Annotated in this window: 10 protein-coding genes; 9 read left to right on the forward strand and 1 reads right to left on the reverse strand. The window is 54.3% G+C overall.

Annotated elements, in window-relative coordinates:
• Positions 1–824 precede the first annotated feature (824 nt).
• The 9 genes from AC2D8U_RS00310 (at position 825) to AC2D8U_RS00350 (ending at position 17,317) form a co-directional block, all read left to right on the forward strand.
• Entirely contained in the window at positions 825–1,535 is a 711-nt protein-coding gene (locus AC2D8U_RS00310; protein WP_484617037.1) for a response regulator, read from the forward strand.
• A complete protein-coding gene (locus AC2D8U_RS00315) occupies positions 1,532–2,923 on the forward strand; it encodes an ATP-binding protein (protein ID WP_484617038.1) in 1,392 nt (463 codons plus the stop codon). Before AC2D8U_RS00310 ends, AC2D8U_RS00315 begins: the two co-directional genes overlap by 4 nt.
• A 225-nt stretch (positions 2,924–3,148) precedes the next feature.
• The gene (locus tag AC2D8U_RS00320; protein ID WP_484617039.1) at positions 3,149–4,465 is read left to right on the forward strand and encodes an endo-1,4-beta-xylanase; all 1,317 of its coding nucleotides are present in this window, start codon (positions 3,149–3,151) and stop codon (positions 4,463–4,465) included.
• Positions 4,466–5,119: 654 nt separating this feature from the next.
• Positions 5,120–6,712 carry a sulfatase family protein gene (locus tag AC2D8U_RS00325; protein WP_484617040.1) on the forward strand — a complete coding sequence of 531 codons (1,593 nt, stop codon included), beginning with the start codon at positions 5,120–5,122 and terminating at the stop codon, positions 6,710–6,712.
• Positions 6,713–6,891: 179 nt separating this feature from the next.
• Positions 6,892–8,478, forward strand: coding sequence for a sulfatase family protein (locus tag AC2D8U_RS00330; RefSeq protein WP_484617041.1), 1,587 nt, complete (start codon positions 6,892–6,894; stop codon positions 8,476–8,478).
• A 35-nt stretch (positions 8,479–8,513) separates the two neighbouring features.
• The gene (locus AC2D8U_RS00335; protein WP_484617042.1) at positions 8,514–9,644 is read left to right on the forward strand and encodes an SGNH/GDSL hydrolase family protein; all 1,131 of its coding nucleotides are present in this window, start codon (positions 8,514–8,516) and stop codon (positions 9,642–9,644) included.
• A gap of 80 nt (positions 9,645–9,724) precedes the next feature.
• Positions 9,725–12,475 (forward strand): CBM96 family carbohydrate-binding protein, encoded by a 2,751-nt coding sequence (locus AC2D8U_RS00340; RefSeq protein WP_484617043.1) that lies wholly within the window; start codon positions 9,725–9,727, stop codon positions 12,473–12,475.
• A 138-nt stretch (positions 12,476–12,613) separates the two neighbouring features.
• A complete protein-coding gene (locus AC2D8U_RS00345; protein ID WP_484617044.1) occupies positions 12,614–14,941 on the forward strand; it encodes a cellulase family glycosylhydrolase in 2,328 nt (775 codons plus the stop codon).
• Between the two features lie 123 nt (positions 14,942–15,064).
• Positions 15,065–17,317 carry a DNRLRE domain-containing protein gene (locus AC2D8U_RS00350; protein WP_484617045.1) on the forward strand — a complete coding sequence of 751 codons (2,253 nt, stop codon included), beginning with the start codon at positions 15,065–15,067 and terminating at the stop codon, positions 17,315–17,317.
• A 177-nt stretch (positions 17,318–17,494) separates the two neighbouring features.
• Here AC2D8U_RS00350 and dbpA read toward each other — a convergent pair whose 3' ends face one another.
• Positions 17,495–18,883: an ATP-dependent RNA helicase DbpA gene (gene dbpA, locus AC2D8U_RS00355; protein ID WP_484617046.1), complete on the reverse strand. Its 1,389-nt coding sequence runs from the start codon at positions 18,881–18,883 to the stop codon at positions 17,495–17,497.
• Positions 18,884–19,050: the final 167 nt, after the last annotated feature.

Raw genomic sequence — 19,050 nt, forward strand, 5'->3', positions numbered from 1 at the left:
ACTCAGGTAAATGGCGCAACCGTCAGAAGAACACGTAAATTGTCGCAAAATGCATTAAAAAATATTTTAAAAACTTTCCGGTAATACGGCAGCGGATCCCGGCGTTCAATCTCATGTTCGAGGAGATGGCCTGCCTGCTCCCGGTTCGATGCCTGCGCCTCGGACTCGAGTGCAGCGCATCTTCCTGGCAGGCGTGGTACGGGCCGCTCCCCCCGGAGGGAAGGCGCAGGGCAATCAAGGTGAGTTCGGCAGACACCGCCGGCTGCTGCCGTACCCGCAACTGTGTCCGCAATGGTCGAGCTTCAGCGCCCCGTCGACTGAGCAGCCCCGATCACCGGATCAGCTCACCAATCACCGGCTGGCTGGCCCGGTGGGCGCTGTGCTTTGGGCTCCCCAACGGGCCAAAAGAGTGGCTGCCCAAGGGTCGGATCATCGGCCAAACCGTGAGCCTGGCTGTTCGGCCCGGCTAACCGCTCCACTCCGGTTCACGGATTCGACCCTTCACCAGGCTCATGGCAAGGAAGCCGGCGTTGCCACCGGCGACTGAATCATGTCGTAGAGCCAGGGAGCAAGCCCCTTGCCCGCCACGCGTTCGCGATCCGGGCAGGGAAAATCGAAAGTAGGTAGTTTATTCAGAAAGCGCTCCTGACGGTGCAATATTCATACAGGCGAATTAAAACAACAAGAGGGATAAAGGGGATCTGCCTCATCTGAGCATTTTGTCGTACAAGTTTAAGGTTGCGACACTCTGATACAAAATTTTATTGATACGCATAACACGTTGGATATAGTGAAGGCACGGTGTATTAACACAAGGCTGTAACGTGACCCATATACTTATCGTTGATGACAACCCAGACATTCGAAATCCCCTGAAACGTTACCTGACCGAGCACGGCATGCGGGTAAGCTGTGCCGACGGTGGGGTAATGATGCGTGAAACGTTGGAAAACAGTGCCATCGATCTGATCCTCCTCGATATCATGATGCCGGGCGAGGATGGCTTGTCACTCTGCCGTTTCGTTCAGGACAACCTGAAATTGCCGGTGATCTTACTCACTGCGTTAAGCGAGGATGCAGACCGTGTGGTTGGCCTGGAAATGGGCGCCGACGACTATGTCAGCAAGCCGTTCAACCCAAGATTGCTGCTGGCAAAGATCAAAGCGGTACTGCGTCGTACCCAAAGTCTGCCCGTTCAGCCTCAAAAGGTTGAATCGGATTATCTGGCGTTTGGAGATTGGAAGCTCGACCTGAATCAACAGGAACTGGTCGACAAGCTTGGTGTCGCTGTAGCACTTAGTGCGGCAGAGTTCCGCTTGTTAAAGGCATTTTTGTTAAGGCCGAAAACCACACTGAACCGGGATCAACTGCTTGATCTCACCCACGGCCGTGAAGCAAAAGCATTCGATCGAAGTATCGATAATCTGATCAGCCGATTAAGGCGTAAAGTGGAACACAATGCCAGTGCCCCCAAGCTGATCAAAACCGTATGGGGCGGGGGTTACATGCTGGCGGCCGAGGTGTCTCATCAATGAGCTGGTTTAGCCCCAGACGCCTCGCGGGCCAGTTAATCCTGGTGTTGTTGACCAGTATGGTCTTATCTCAGACATTTACCCTGCTCTTCTATTTGTCTGAGACTGATTACATCACTGAGCGTATCGAGGACTTGCAACTCATAGAACGCGCTGCACTGACCGCCAATACGCTCGACGAGATCCCGGCAGAGACCCATCCACGGATATTAAGTGCGATGAGTCTATATCGAGTTAAGCTGACATTAAAACGAAAACCAAGCATACCTCAACCGCTCCTGATTGATAGCCAGGGAGATAAAACCGAGTCACTGATAAAATTACTAAACCGCCCCTATAAAGAAGTATATGTATATCAATACAGCCAACCAAAGAATCGCCTGACAACAACGATAGAGCACTACTTTTCTGGCCTTTTCACAACGAACGAGGCTTCATTAACAGGTCCGAAAAGGGAGCTGCTTCTATCCGCATCTATCCTGCTTGACAATGGTCGTTGGCTGAATATGGACGTCTATGATCGCAACCCCTTTCCGTTATGGGCAAGATCGTCCATCGCCTCACTGGTCATCATGTCCGTCATCTTAATCGTCATCGTCGCAGTCAGTGTTGCTCGTATCACCAAGCCTTTAAAAGAGCTCACCTCCCAGGCGCAACGACTCGGGGTGGGTGAAACCGTTGAACCGATCTCAGAACGAGGTCCTGATGACATAAAGTATACGATCTCTGCATTCAACACCATGCAGCACCGATTGCAAAATATTCTGACTCATCGAACTCGCTCGCTTGCGGCCATGTCTCACGACTTAAGAACACCTTTAACATCAATGCGCTTGCATGCAGAGTTTATTGACGATGATGAAACCCAATCAAAGATCCTAGAAAAACTTGATGAGATGGAACAGATCGCAAACGCGACTCTGTCATTTGCCAAACAGGACTGCATGTCTGAAATTAGCAAAACGGTTGACTTAACCTCATTGATTGAAAGTCTCTGCATGGATCTGTCCGATATTGGCATGTGCGTAGACTTTAAGATCTGCGATAAAATTAATTACACCTGCCGTCCAATCGCACTGAAGCGAGCATTAAGCAATTTGATTGAAAATGGCGTCAAATATGGAAGGTCGGTTGTTGTTTCGGTGACAGAGTTGAAGAATGACCTAAAGATCGTGATCTCGGATCAGGGCAATGGCATTCCAGAGTCGGAGCATCAGCGCCTGTTTGAACCTTTTGAAAGACTCGACGACTCAAGGAGCCAGGAGCTGGGCGGACTGGGGCTGGGGATGACCATCGCGTTGACCGTGATACGAGGACATGGCGGGGATATTAAGCTGAAAAATCGGGCGAAGGAAGGATTGGATGTGATGGTGTTTCTGCCAAAACAGTAGTCATCACAAGTGACTATTTACCTTATCAAACCGTTTAATTTCCCGGAGTTCTGAAGAGCTTCCAATAACGAAAGTCACAATGAAATATTAAAAAGACTGGGGGGATCCCTCTCGGTCGCTTACTGGCATCCAACCCCTGAGTCAAACTGTCGATTTGGCACAGGTGTTCACCCTATGAAAAATTAAAAGGTGCCATGGTGCACGCCATTGGAACAAGAGAATAGAATGAATAGCATTGTAAAAATGATAAGCCTGTGCAGCCTGTTATTGCCCTTCACCACTCTGGCTCAGCCCATTGATTATAGCGGTAAGGACATCTCCGGTATTGAGGCTCTGCTCGAGCAGGTGCAAAAGAGCAGAGAACCTTGGCGTGTCGCCGCGTATGAGCGGATCGAAAAGTACCGCAAAGGTGAGCTGAATATCACCGTGTATGATCGTGATGGCGCTCCCCTGCCGGGTGCCTCGGTGAGCATAGATCTGACTAACCACGCATTCGAGTTTGGCGGTGTCATCAACGCGAAAGCCTTTACCGGCAATATGAAAGGGGTCAACCCCTTAGACTATCAAAAGAGCATTCCTGAATTCTTCAATAAGTTGGGACTGGAAAATGCGCTGAAGTACAAATTTAAAGAGCGACTGGCGCCAATGGCCGAGGAGGTTTTATTTTGGGCAAAACAGCATGATATTCCGGTGCGTGGCCATACCTTGATGTGGCCGGGCTGGAAACATATGCCTCAGGAAAGTTACCAGTACAAGGATGGGCAGGATCTCGAAGGCCTCAAAGCGTTTACCTTTAATCAGATACGTGAATACGCCGAACGATGGGATGTTGTCGAGTGGGATCTGTTTAATGAGACCCGTGCAAACAGAGACATACAGAACCTCCTGGGTGATGATATCGTTGTATCCTGGTATCAGTTGGCCAAAAACAGCTTGTATAACAAAGAAGCCAAGTTGATGCTCAATGACTATCAGGTGATATCGGCCACCAAAGGGAATGAGCAGAACATCGCGCTTTATCAAAATGAGGTGGACTACTTCCTCGCCAATGGCGTCAGTATCGATGGCCTGGGCTTTCAAAGTCGGTTCAAAGAGGACATCCCCGGCGAAGAGATCATTCGCCGTTTAAATGAATTCAACCAGTATCAGCTGCCTATCTACGCCACCGAGTTTGAGGTGCGCTCAACCAAGCAGTTTACCGCCGATGAGGACAAACGTGCCGAGATCACCGAGCGGGTTATGACCGCTTACTTCAGCCATCCGAGCGTCGAGATGTTCATGGCCTGGACCCTGTACAGCCCCCAAGGTGATTGGGGCCTGGTTAATGCCGATGGCACCCTGAAAAAGAATGGCAAGGTATGGCTTAACCTGATCAAACAAAGGTGGCATACGTCGGAGTCCGGCAACACCGATCACAATGGCGCCATCGTCTTCACCGGTTTTAAGGGGGAGTATCAACTGCAGATCACGCATGGCGATCTCAGCAAGCGGGTCACCGTTAACCTGGATGACAGCGATGCGTACCGGATAACCCTTCAGTAACTTGAGACGAGTGACAAAGACAGTAAGCGTCCGGCCCCCGCCAGCCCAAGCAGAGCATGGCAATAAGGGGTCCGGCCTTTGCCCTTGCAGCCGATAGAAAGGGGCACACTGCCCGCCTCCCTATCGAAGCACCCACTGGCCAAATGAACGGATAGGGAGGTGGGAGAGTCAGACCACTCCCACAAGCGAATGCCCCCTTTGCACCAGTGGCCAACCGAGTTCAACGGAGTTCAACCGGAGCCAATTGATGGAAGTTCAAGCCTTCCTATCTCACCTATGCCCTGCAGACCATGCCCGGCTAAGTCCAAACAGAAAACCACCGCCGCTTGGGCAGGTAGGAGCCAGAAACGACTGTCGCCATTTGTATCAAGCCACAGGCCAAAAACAGCAAAGCCTGAGCCAAACGATGCAGGCAGCCTCACCATAAAACGCCACAAAGGAACCAAACAACCAGCCGATCAAACCAAAAAGACCCAAAAGCCAGATGATCCCACCACCTCATGTCGGACAGGCTATCGCCTATTACGACTTGATATGCATCCCTGCCATGGCTTTAACACTTTTAATAAACTTTGTAATTGCGGGGCCACTTTTCGCCTGTTAAATTTTTTATAAGAGCATATATAAATTAATTACATAAGCAGGACGTTAGATATGTTATCTAAAAATAGCTCTGGTCTTCTCACACTTACGATGGTCTCCTTGTGTCTTGGCGCAAATATTCCAACCGAGGCTCAGGCCGCAGACAAGTCAGTCAATAAAAAACAGAAAAATATCATCTACATTTTGACTGACGACCAAAGGTACGATGAAGTCGGCTTCCTTAATGCCAAGCTTGATACGCCCAATATGGACAAGCTGGCTTCGCAAGGCGTTCACTTTAAAAACGCTTTCGTGACAACCGCCCTATGTTCACCGAGCAGAGCCACCATTCTTACCGGCCAGTATATGCACAATCACGGTGTGGTGGACAATAACAATCCGGCCAGAGAAGAGACGGTCTACTTCCCTTCCTACTTGCAGGAAGTCGGATATGAAACCAGCTTTTTCGGCAAATGGCATATGGGTGAACATGGTGATTCACCCCAGCCAGGCTTTGATCATTGGCTCAGCTTTGCCGGTCAGGGCCACTACTACCCAGTAAAATATAAAAATGGAGAGATCAACAAGATCAATATTAATGGCGTCAGGGTGCCACAAAAAGGCTATATCACCGATGAGCTGACCGATTACGCGATCGACTGGCTCGACCATCGTAACAAGGATAAGCCCTTCTTCCTCTACCTGTCGCACAAGGCCGTACACTCGAACTTTTCTCCCGCACCACGGCACCAGGACCAGTACAGTGACATGGTCATTGAGGCCCCGGCAAGCCAGGCCGATACCGCAGAGAACTATGAAGGCAAGCCGATGTGGGTGAAGAATCAACGTAATAGCTGGCACGGCGTCGACTTCCCCTACCACAGCGACCTGGATGTCCAGGAATACAAGCGTCAATATCACCGAGCTTTATCGGCCGTGGATGACAGCCTTGGCCGAGTACTTCAGTGGCTGGAGGAGAACAACCTTGAAGATGACACCGTCATCATGCTGATGGGCGACAATGGCTTTATGTTTGGCGAACATGGCTTGATCGACAAGCGCAATGCTTACGAGGAGTCGATGCGCGTGCCTCTGATCGCCTATGCACCTGGCTACTTCGAGCCCGGCAGTGTGGTGGAGGAGATGGTTGCCAACCTGGATATCGCGCCGACCATGCTCGAGATCGCGGGCGCAGAACGTCCGCCCCAGTTCGAAGGAGATAGCTTCCTGCCCCTGGCACAGGGTGGCAAAGTGGACGCCTGGCGTGAAGACTTCCTCTACGAGTATTACTGGGAATTTAATTACCCCTCCACTCCCACCACATTTGCGCTGCGCACCGACAACTATAAGCTGATCCAATATCATGGTGTTTGGGATACCGAGGAGTTATACGATATTAAAAATGATCCCAAGGAGATGCATAACCTGATTGATGATCCTCAACATCAGGATCGAATTGCGCAAATGCGACACGCCCTGTTCAACCGCCTGCTGAACAAACGCGGTGAGAGCGTGATCCCTTATACCGAGAAATACACTCCCGGTGCCGTTTATCGTGAACGTGACCGCTCAGAAACCGCGGACTTCCCATCCCACTGGCTGAAAAAAGACGGGGATAAGGGACTGCGTGACTTTCTTAAGGTCAAGCCGGTAACCGGGCACTGAGCAGATAAATTCAATCAGGTTTAACCCGTCACAAAAATAAACGTTGTCACTGCCCACCCCAAATACAATTCCCGGGCAGTGACAACTGACATCTTAACTGTAAAGTTCGGTGGTTTAGTAACATGTTAAAATTACCCGCACTGCAACTTTTTCTGTTATTCACGACCGGTGGTGGGCTCATGGCGAGCGATGCCACTGCCCAGGAAACGCGCCCCAACATACTCCTGCTTGTCGCCGAAGATATGAGTGCTCACCTGGGGGCTTTTGGCGATGAGGTGGCACGCACCCCCTTTCTCGACCAGCTCGCCGAGTCCAGCGTACGTTACCCCAATACCTTTACCACCGCAGGCGTCTCCGCCCCCAGCCGTGCCGCACTGATCACCGGGGTACACCAGATCACCCTCGGCGCACAACATATGCGCACCAGCAGTTTCAAGCCCAAGGGCTACCTCAGCGTGCCCCCTGCCGAGGTTAAGGCCTTTCCCGAACTGTTGCGCCATGAAGGCTACTGTACCTATGTATCAAGCAAACTGGATTACCAGTTCAGTGGCGTAGCCGCAGGCACCGGCCCCTTCACCGTTTGGGATCACCAGGGTAAGGACCCCGACTGGCACCATTGCAACCCGGCCCAACCCTTTTTTGGCATGTACCACCTGAAACTCACCCACGAAAGCCAGCTGTTCCCCAAGAATGTCGCGCTGAACAAGCGCAAGGGGATTGTAGAGGATTGGGTTAAACCTCAGCAGGTCCAGGTTCCGCCCTACTATCCCGATACCCAGGTAGTTCGAAACGACCTGGCCCAGCTTTACAACAACATCCATGCCATGGACAGCGAGGTGGGAGAGCTGCTTAACCGATTGAAACAAGAAGGTTTGGCAGAAAATACCATAGTGATCTGGACCACCGACCATGGTGACGGCCTGCCCAGGGCAAAGCGGGAACTGTACGACAGCGGGATCAGGGTGCCCTTGATGGTGCACTGGCCGCAGCGTTACCGGCCGCAAAACCTGAAGCCCGGGAGTGTCGACCCCCAGTTGATCAGTTTCATCGATCTTGCGCCTTCCATCCTTGCCATGGCGGGCGCCGGGACCCCGCAATACATACAGGGAGAACCCAGATTGGCGGACCCCAGTGTTGAGAAGCGGCAATATGTCTATGCGGCGAAAGACCGTCTGGATGAGCAGCGGTTTCACGAACGGGCAGTACGGGATCACAGGTTCAAATACATAAGAAACTACCTGCCTGGCAAACCTGGAGGCACCAAGCTCCAATTCAGAGAACAGTTGGGCTTGATGTCGGAACTGTGGAAGGGGCTGGCCTCAGGCACACTTGATCCAGCTCAGGCGGCCTGGTTTCAGCCCCGTTTTCCGGAAGAGCTTTATGATCTCGAGGCCGATCCCTTCGAGCTGCATAACCTGGCCCAGGATCCCGACTATGGCGAGCAATTGGGCAGAATGCGTGACGCGCTGTCTCAGTGGCAGAGCAGGGTCGCCGATCCCGGCGATATCAGTGAGCAGCAGATGGCCGACCGGTTCTGGCCCAAAGGCAAGCAACCTGTCACCCCCTCTCCGTCGATAACCCTCGATAAGGCCGGTCTTATCACCATGGAGTCCGATGTGACAGACGCATCCCTAGGTTTTCGCATCAATGACGGCCACTGGCAGATCTATCAGCAACCCATCTCCCTCAAACCGGGCGATACCCTGACGGCCAAAGCCGTACGTTACGGCTGGCAGGAAAGTCCGGAAAGCCATTTTCACTTTTAAAACGATAATCAAACCCGAAGAAGGTAACCGTGACAATGACCCAACCTTGTTACCCTAAAATCAGAGCCAGGCTGCTCTCTCTGGCGGTTCTCTCGCTCTCGGTACTGAACAGCGCCGAGGCGTCGAGTGCCCTGAAGCCCGTTGATATCCACAGCAATGAAATCGAAATTCTGGGGGCGAACTATGTCTATCACGAAGCGGACATGGTGAGTGTCAGCCGTCATGATAAAGCGACCTTGGCGCTTGCCAAATCACAAACGGGCTTTAATTCCGACAAAGCACAAACCACCTCGGGTGTTGTCGTCCGGTTTGCCACCGACAGCAACCTCATACAATTGGATTTCGAAGCGCTTCCTGGATTCAACCGGGGCTCGGAGTTTGCCCTGTATGAGAACGGTCAGTTCAGTGAGCACTTTAAATTCAATGCAAAACAGACGGCGATCGCCCTTAAGCTGGAGTCTCGCCACAAGGAGAGTCACTCCGTATATGAGGTGACACTGCCGAGCTTTAGCAATATCGCTTTGACCGGTCTCCAGATCGAGTCCGCCAGCGAACTGGCCCCCTTAGCCCCCAGCAAGAAACCTAGCTATGTCGCACTGGGGGATTCCATTACCCATGGTGTGGGTCAAGGCTCCGCCAGCCATTTAACCTACCCCTTTATCTTGAGTCGCCACCTGGACACCGAACTGTTTAATCTTGCCGTCGGTGGTTCGCAAATCTCGCTGCCAACCGCAAGGATGCTCAAAGAGTTCGACGACGTTGAATTGATCACCCTGCTGATTGGTTATAACGACTGGAATGCGCCCAATGCCGATCTGGAGACATTTGCCCAGCGCTATCGCGAGTTCATTGCCGAGGTTCGCAGGCACCAGCCAAACGCAAAGTTCTTCTGTATCACCCCCCTGTACACCAACAGGACCGAGGCAAAATTCACTCAAGTCCCCCTGGACTCCTACCGGGAAAAGATCACCTCACTCGTTCATGAGTTGCAAGAGGCGGGTGACAACAAGCTTTTTCTGATCCAGGGAGACACCATCACCTCGGCAAAAAATTTGCGCCCCGACATGCCAAAGGACCCGGTTCACCTTGGCATCGATGGCGCCAACGCCCTTGCAAACGCACTCTCCGAATTGATCGCCCCGGCACTCAGCAAGACACAAGAATAACGCCGGATTTCATTCATCACTAAAAACATCGTTCCCTACAAGACGGCCACTCTGCGCTGCCCGTCGATAAGGAGATAATCATGTTCCCTAAACGTACACTCCATCCACCCGGTTTGTTGGCCTGCCTGACAGCCCTGTCGCTTACCCTGCCCGCCACGGTTGGGGCCGAGCTCCCCGACCGGCCGCTCAATGGTCCTCAGCTGACCCAGGCCCTGGGGATGGGCATTCTCTACAACGTCAAAATCGGTGCCGAAGCCGGCAATCCATACCAGTACCTGACGGCCCACGGTGATGCCATCGAGGCGGCGGGTTTTGACAGTGTTCGTCTGGTGATCACCCTGGACAGTTTTGTTTCGGCTTCCGATAACAACCATGAACTGTCAGGGAGCTTCCTCACCGAGCTCACCGGCATCATCGATGACCTGCTCGGTCGCAACAGCGACACCATGACGGTGGTGCTCTCCCCCAAAGGGATCGCTTCGGCCGGCGAACTTGAGCTGGCCCAGCAAACCGAGTGGTGGCGCCAGTTGGCACTGGCGTTTAAGGATCACAGCCATCGCCTTGTCTTCAACCTTATCGACGACCCCAAGATCAAATTGCCCTCCGATGGCCCGGAGGTGATCGGGTTCGACACTGCCCAGCAGGTTCAGGATCTCTACAGCGCACTGACAACAGAGATCAGGGAAACCAATCCCACCCGCTACCTTGGCTACTCCCAGCTGTACCGTAAAAAAGGGGACGGCCCGGGCGCGACCGATTTCCACACCTTTGAGCTTCCCAACGGTGCCGCACCTTACGCTATTTTAGATAGCCGTTTAATCGGCGGAACGGATCAACTCAATGTCGACAAGCGAGCAGGAAAGCTGCGCTCAGCCTGGGAGTATCGAGAATTCAGTGGCATTCCCGTTTGGTCGGGGGCATGGAACATGGGCACAGAAGATAACCCGGCAACGGCGGATGTCACCGAAACCTTTGACTTGGAGATGGGTCAGCAGCTTGTCGACCGGTTTATCGCACTGGGCGTACCGGGAGCCTACTCGCGATTTGCCAATGGCCTGGACGGGATCTACAGCATCGAGAGTTCCTCCTGGAGTCAGGAAGCCATCAAGCAGATGGTGACATCGGCCGCGGATATCCGCTGGCAGAAAAATCAGATCCACCCCACCTACAGCTTCCAGGCTACCGATGACGCCTGGATCAACCTGAAGGATGATACGGCCAACAAGGGGTCGACCAACGATTTTCAGATCAGGAAAGGCTTTAAGGATTCCTATATCAAATTTGATGTCAGGCGCCTTCCCGAAGGGACGATCAACAAGGCGACACTGCGCCTCTATGTCACCGCGTCTGACGGCACTGCGACGATCGACGTGTATAAAAGTGCCGTCAACGCCTGGGGCGAGTCGACCCTTACCGCGGGTAACGCCGATAAGGGCTACCTGGACAATCCACCTGTAGGTTTCTTTGATGTCACCGACAGTTCCGCCAACAGCTTTATCGACGTCGATGTCACCAGCGCAGTGGAAGGCAATTCAGCACTGACCTTTGTGCTGACAACCACCTTTGACGGTCCCCTGGTAAAGTTCTCTTCGACGGAAAAAGGCTACACCAACAAGCCTGAACTGATCATCGATGTGGAAGCGGCGCCCAATCACCCGCCCAGCCTCAGTGCCGCGATCGATAAAGGCAGCGTCCTGGTGGATGCACCTTACAACGGCAGCCTGATCTTCGATGCCGAAGATCTCGATAACGACCCCCTGCTCTATGAGATCCTCAACGGTCCGACCTGGTTGAATGTCACCCACGAAGGCGAGCTGTTCGGCACGCCAGGAGCAAGCAATCTGGGTCTTAACAGCTTTACCGTTCAGGTTTCCGACGGCAAAGGTACACCCGCCCAAGGCACCCTGAGTGTCACCGTGATTGAGCCCCCTGTGGAGAATGTCGCCCCCACTTTCGTCAGTGATCAGTTCAGCAAGGCATCCGCCACCACGGGGGAACCCTATACCGCCGATCTCGCCGGTGACGCCACGGATCTCAATGGGGATCCCATCACCTTTAGCAAGGTTAGCGGCCCCGCCTGGCTCGCCCTCTCCGCCGATGGCACACTCTCCGGCACACCAAGTGTCGCAGACGTGGGGGACAACAGCTTTACGATCCAGGTCCAGGATCCGAATGGCGCTTCAGCAACCGCAGCGTTGCAGATCACCGTGCAGTTGGCCTTTGTCGACAGCGACGGCGATGGCGTCGCCGATCATCTCGACGCCTTTCCCAACGATCCGAATGAAACCATGGACTCTGACGGAGATGGTGTCGGCGATAACGCCGATGCCTTCCCCCACGATCCAACTGAAACCCACGACTCCGACGGCGACGGCATCGGCGATAACGCCGATGCCTTCCCCCACGATCCAACTGAAACCCACGACTCCGACGGCGATGGCGTCGGCGATAACAGCGATCTCTTCCCCCTAGATCCCACGGAGAGCGGCGACAATGATGGAGACGGGATCGGTGATAATGCCGATCTCGACGATGACAATGACGGCCTGCTCGACACCCAGGAGCTTGAGATCGGCACGGATCCCAGGGTCGCCGACACGGATGGTGACGGGCTCAGCGATGGCGAGGAGTATCGCATCGGCTCCGATCCTCTCAACCCGGATACGGACGGCGACGGCATCATCGACAGTGAGGATGCTTACCCAACCGATCCAACCAGAAGCCTGGATGAAGAAACCTTTGATAAACCCACCAATGGGGGGGGAGTGGGCCTTGTCATTCTTCCGCTGTTAGCCGGTTTCTCCTCGCTCCGACGGCGCCAGCGCCCCTAGCACTGAGCGATGAGTCAATGATAAGCCACGCTCACCGTGGCTTATTTTTTATCCCTGGGTACGAGCCGCTCAGCCTGCAACCGGCATGGAAAGCGCGGTTCCCACCCCCAAAATAACATTCACTCCTGGGAATGCATCATGTTGAACATCCGCAACACTCTCATTCCGCATGGGCGCCGTGCCTTTGCCCTGCTGTTTCTGCTGCTCAGTCTCAGCGTCAACGCTACGCCGGTGGACCCCCCCCTGAGCGGTCAGGAGATCACCACGGCTCTGGGAATAGGGATATTATTTGAGCCGCAACTGGGAGAGGGTCCGGATGAACGCCTCTCCGATCCCTATGAGCTTGTTTATGGCGATGCCATTGAGGATGCGGGGTTTGACAGCGTTCGGCTTCGGATCGGCATGAAGAACTTCCTCGACTCGTCGGGCCCAGCCCCCGACTACACGCTGTCGCCGAAGTTCATGGGCGAGCTGAAATTTATGGTCGACGATCTGCTATCGAGAAAGAATAACGAGATGGTGGTTCTGATCTCCCCAAACGGCTTGGAGGATGGCACACAGGCGTCTCTTGAGAAACAGGTGGCCTGGTGGGGACAGATCGCCGAAACCTTTAAAAGTCATAGTCATCGATTGATCTTCAACTTACTCAATGAACCCCGTGCTACTTCCGGTGCCGGCGAGTTTAATCACTACGACGAAATTCAAGAGCTCTATGTCGCCTTCACCAATAAGATCCGAATCACCAATCCAACACGTTACCTTGTTTACTATCAGCTCTATAAGAGCTTCGATGGACCCGGTGAGACCGATTTTCACACCTATCCCCTGCCCGAAGGCGCAGCCCCCTATGCGATCCTGGATACCCACATATTGGGAGACATCGATAGCGAGGGGGAAGCCAAGCGGATGGGCAAATTGCGGGCGGCATGGGAGTACCGAGAGATCCACAATATCCCGGTTTGGTCCGGTGCCTGGCAGATGGGCGCTCATGACATAGGGTATGATCTGGCCATGGGGGAACGTGTGCGTGACGAGTTTGTTGCACGGGGTATTCCGGGAACCTATCTCATGTTCAATGGGGGGGAAACCTCCATCTATGATCCCGTCGGCCGCGATCACGACAATGACGGCATCTACTATGAGTGGACCCGGCCTGAAATTCGGGATCTGGTCACCAGTACCGGTGAGATCATCTGGCAGCGCAACACGCCACAAACCACCATCGCCACGCGGGCGCAGGATGACGCCTATACCAGCGCCGTGGCGCCCGATACCATCAACGGAGAAACCGCAGAGTTACCGGTCAACAAGGCTAAAGCAGCCTATCTCAAGTTCCCTGTCCAGCGACTTGCTACAGACGCCATCGTCGACAAAGTCATACTGCGATTGTTTGTTACCTTCGTTCAGGGACCGGCCCACATTTCGGTACATAGAGCTGAACACTCAAACTGGCGTGAAGCCGATCTGTCGTTCAACCGGGCGCCGCCACTTGGGGAGGTCCTCACAAGCTTTAACGTCACCAGCAATGATATCGGTACCTGGCTGGATATCGATGTCACGGGTGCCCTGACCGCAAACGGTGCGGTCACCCTGGTGCTCACCTCCAGTGACAACAACCTTGTGAAATTTCACTCACGAGACAAGGACTTCGCCAGCAATCCCGACCTGATTGTAATGACCACTCAGGCCGACAACATTCCGCCGTCATTCGACAGCAATATCATTATGGGGCCAAACGCCACGACGGATACGCCATACACTGCGAACCTGGCCAACGATGCCAGTGATCCAAATGGCGATAACTTGCTCTTTCAAAGAGTAAGTGGCCCGTTCTGGCTTACCATTGCACCACAAGGAACGATCTCCGGGACACCGGGCAGCGGCGATCTTGGTGAAAACCGTTTCCAAGTGAGCGTAAGCGACGAACACGGCGCTTCGGCATCCGCCACGTTAAAGATCAACGTTCTCCCAGCCATTGTGGATCGCGACGGTGACGGCGTTAGTGATCCTGACGATGCCTTCCCTGATGATCCGACCGAAAACACTGATACAGATGGTGATGGCGTTGGCGATAACAGCGACGCTTTCCCCGACGACCCTCAGGAGACACGCGACTCCGATAACGATGGCGTCGGTGATAACACCGATCTCGATGATGACAATGATGGCCTGCTCGACACACAGGAGCTTGAGATCGGCACGGATCCCAGGGTGGCGGACACGGATGGTGACGGGATCAGCGACGGTGAGGAATATCGTAATGGCTCCGACCCCCTCAGCCAGGATACCGATGGAGACGGGATCAGCGATAGCGAGGATGCTTACCCAACTGATCCAAGCAGAGGCCTTGATGCATCTACCCCAGATAAAGCAACCAATAGTGGTGGCTTAGGTTTCATGCTGCTCGTACTGCTTTCGGCTTTCTCCTCATCAAGAAGAGCTTTTTCAAAGAGAGTTGAGCTTTGAATTAATGATAAGCCTAGACCTCTTAGCTTATTTCTTATCAATGAGTACCAATGCCTTAGCCTGCAATCTGCAAGGAAAGTAGCTTAGCGTCACCTCATGAGATTCACTTTTTGGGAATGTATTATGTTGATCATCAGTAACTCTGCCATTCATCGTGCGCTTCACTCATTTGCTTGCCTATTTCTGCTGCTCATCCATAACGCCACCGCACGTCCTGTGGATGAGCCTCTGACCGGTCAGGAGATCACCAGTGCACTGGGAATGGGGATCATGTTCGAGCCCTGGCTGGGTCAGGGGCCGGACGAACCGCTGTCGGATCGCTACGAAGTGATCTACGGCGACGAGATTGAGGCTGCCGGCTTTGACAGCGTTCGCCTGCGCATCGATATGGATCACTTTCTCGCCTCCTCCGGCGAGGCGCCCCACTACACCCTGTCCCGCGAGTTTATCGAGGATCTGCAGTTTGCCGTCGATGATCTGCTGGCCAGAAACAATCATCAAATGGTCGTACTTATTTCACCCAAGGGACTGGAGGATGGCACACGGGAGTCCCTTGAGAAACAGGTGGCCTGGTGGGGACAGATCGCCGACACCTTTCAGAACTATACCCACAGATTGATCTTCAACCTGCTCAATGAACCCAGGGCCACCAGTGCCTCGGGGGAGTTTGAAAGTTATGACCAGATCCAACAGCTCTACGTCGATCTGACCGCCAGGATCCGGGAAAACAACCCGACCCGCTACATTGTGTACTATCAGCTGTACAAAACCTTTGATGGCCCTGGTGAAACCGATTTTCATACCTATCCTCTCCCCCCCGAAGCTGCGCCCTATGCCATTATCGATACCCATGTCTTGGGCAATATCGATAGTGAGGGAGAGGCCAAGCGAATGGGGAAGCTGCGGGCGGCGTGGGAGTATCGGGCGCTCCACAATATCCCGGTCTGGTCCGGGGCCTGGCAGATGGGTTCCCATGAGATTGGCCATGATCTGGCGATGGGCCAGCGGATCCTCGACGAGTTTGTCGCGCGAGGCATTCCCGGGATCTATCTCATGTTTAACGGCGGCGCCACCTCCATCTATGACAGTGCCAAACTGGATCGGGACCAAGATGGTGTTCGGTACGAATGGACTAAACCTGAGGTCCGAGATCTGGTTACCAGTGCCGGACCGATAGTGTGGGACAGGGACACCATACCGACAGAGATTGCAACCCGGGCACAGGATGACGCCTATACCAACATCAACTTTCCCAGCACAGTCAAGGGCACCACGGCGGAGTTGTCCGTCAATAAGCTAAAAAGCGCCTACCTGAAATTCCCGGTGCAGCGCCTGCCGCCGGAAAGTCGGGTCAAGCGGGTCGTTCTCCAACTCCTGATCACTTCGGTTCAGGGGCCTGCCCGGATCTTTGTCCACAGGGCGGACCATTCGAACTGGAGCGAGTCCGATCTCTCCTTTGACCACGCTCCTACCTATGGCGAGGCGATCACCAGTTTTGATATCACCCCGGAGGATCTCGACCGTTGGCTGGAGATCGACGTCACGGGCGTACTGGACTCAAACGGCGAGATCACCCTGGTGCTCACCTCCAGTGACAACAACCTTATTAAGTTTCACTCCCGGGATGGCGATTTTTCCAGTAATCCCGATCTCATCATCACCACCAAGCCAAACGGCAACCAGGTGCCCGCCTTTCGAAGCCAGAGCATCACCCAAAGGGACGCCAAAACCCAAACGCCTTACCAGGCCGACCTGTCCCAGGATGCCTTGGATCCCGACGGCGATCCTCTGCACTTTCACAAGATCGCCGGGCCGGACTGGCTGACCCTTGAGACCGACGGCACGCTTCATGGCACCCCAGGTGCCGGGGATCTAGGGGAAAACCGGTTCGAGATCGGCGTCAGCGATCCCTATGACGGATCGGCCACCACCAGCCTGACCATAGAGGTGTTGGCACAGTTCATCGACAGCGACGGGGACGGCACGGAGGATGAGCACGACAGCTTCCCCGACGATCCGACCGAAAGCCGTGACAGCGACGGCGACGGGGTCGGCGACAACGGCGATCTCTTCCCTCTCGATAGCACAGAAACCGGCGACAATGACGCCGATGGTATTGGTGACAATGCCGATCTCGATGATGACAATGATGGCCTCCCGGACTCGGAAGAGATCACATTCGGGACCGATCCCAAGGTGGCCGACACCGATGGCGATGGTGTCAACGATGGCCAGGACGCCTATCCCAATGATCCCAACCGGACTCGTGACGAGGCCAAGATGAACAAGGCAGCCGATAGCGGTAGCCTGGGCTCAGGGCTCATTCTCTGGCTTGGACTGCTTGGCTTTGGAAGAAAGGGAAGTTCTCATCCATAAGGTATAGCCAGAAGGGTAATGCCCCCCAGGGGGCGACAAAGCGCTCGAGGAGAGACAGGGCAGCGTCTCAACACCTCCCTATTCTCGACAAGCCACCTCGACAAGCCATTGGGCTTCAGGCACAAAAAACGCCGCAAAGGCGGCGTTTTTTGTTCAAACCGACAGGGCTGTCGTGGCTCAGTCCATCAGCATACGGGCACGGAAGTTGCGCCCCTTGATCTTGCCACGCTCCATCGCGGTCAGCGCCTTGCCCGCGACTTTGCGATGCACCGCCACATAGGCACGGAAGTCCGTCACCTGGATCTTGCCCAGTTGATCGCCCTTGATGCTGCCATCTCGGGTCAGGGCACCGACAATATCACCGGGACGCAATTTCTGCTTCTTGCCGCCGTCGATCTCAATGGTCATCATGTTGGGGCGCATCGGTGGGTTGTTCAACACCGAGCGGTTTGGCAGGGGTGAACCCGAGATCTGAATACCCAGATAATCTTCCAGACGGTTCACCTTGGCCGCCTCCTTGGCACTGAACAGGGAGAAGGCATTTCCCTGACTGCCGGCACGGCCGGTCCGACCGACACGGTGCACATGCACTTCCGTATCGTGTGCGATGTGGTAGTTAAATACCGCATCCAGGCTGTCGATATCCAGGCCACGGGCCGCCACGTCGGTGGCCACCAGAATGGAGGCACTCTTGTTGGCAAAACGGGTCAACATCAGATCACGATCGCGCTGATCCAGATCACCATGCAGCGCCAGCACATTAAAACCAAAGCCTTTCAGCGCCCGGGCGATCTCCTTCACCTCTTTTTTGGTGTTGGCGAAGATCACGCTGGACTCCGGCTGATATTGCAGCAACAACAGATGCAGTGCCGGAATGCGCGCCTCGTTGTCCTCCACCTCGAAAAAGTGCTGGTGGATATCGCTGCTGATCTTGGTCGCCGCGGCCTTCACCATCACGGGACGCAACATAAAGCTGTCGGCCACCTGCTGGATCTCATCGGGGAAGGTGGCGCTAAACAGCAGGGTTTGGCGGTACTCCGGCAGTCGCGCCACAATGTAGTCCAGCTCTGCCTGAAACCCCATCTCCAACATGCGATCCGCTTCGTCCAGCACCAGGGTGTTGACCTGTGACAGATCCAGAGTCTCACGGCTCAGGTGATCCTGCACCCGTCCCGGCGTACCCACCACAACGTGCGCACCGTGCTCCAAGGATGCCGCCTGCGGCCCAAGCGGCGTGCCACCGCACAGGGTCACCACCTTCACATTGGGAATGCCTCGGGCCAATCGACGCAACTCGGTCGCGACCTGATCCGCCAGCTCTCGGGTCGGGCACAGCACCAAAGACTGAACACCGAAACAACGCACATTGAGCCGGTTGAGCAGCCCCAAACCAAAGGCGGCAGTTTTCCCTGAGCCGGTCTTGGCCTGGCCCACCACATCGGCGCTCGCCAGGATGGCCGGCAGCGCCTCCTGCTGGATCGGCGTCATCTGGTGATACCCCAGCGTCTCAAGATTGGACAGCAGTTCAGGTTTCAACTCAAGGTTAGAAAAGGCAGTGTCGCTCAAGGTGTTCTTCCTATATCGGTGACATGGCGCTCTGAAAGGCAACGCCGGGAATTGGCCTCCAGTCCCCTCTCGGCCAGATCCCCCAAAAAAATCAGGCGCGGAGTGTACCACAGCCCTGCACTCAGTCCCGGTTCTATCGCACAAAATGGCGAACAAAAAACAACCAC

Source organism: Ferrimonas sp. YIN67, assembly GCF_057219095.1.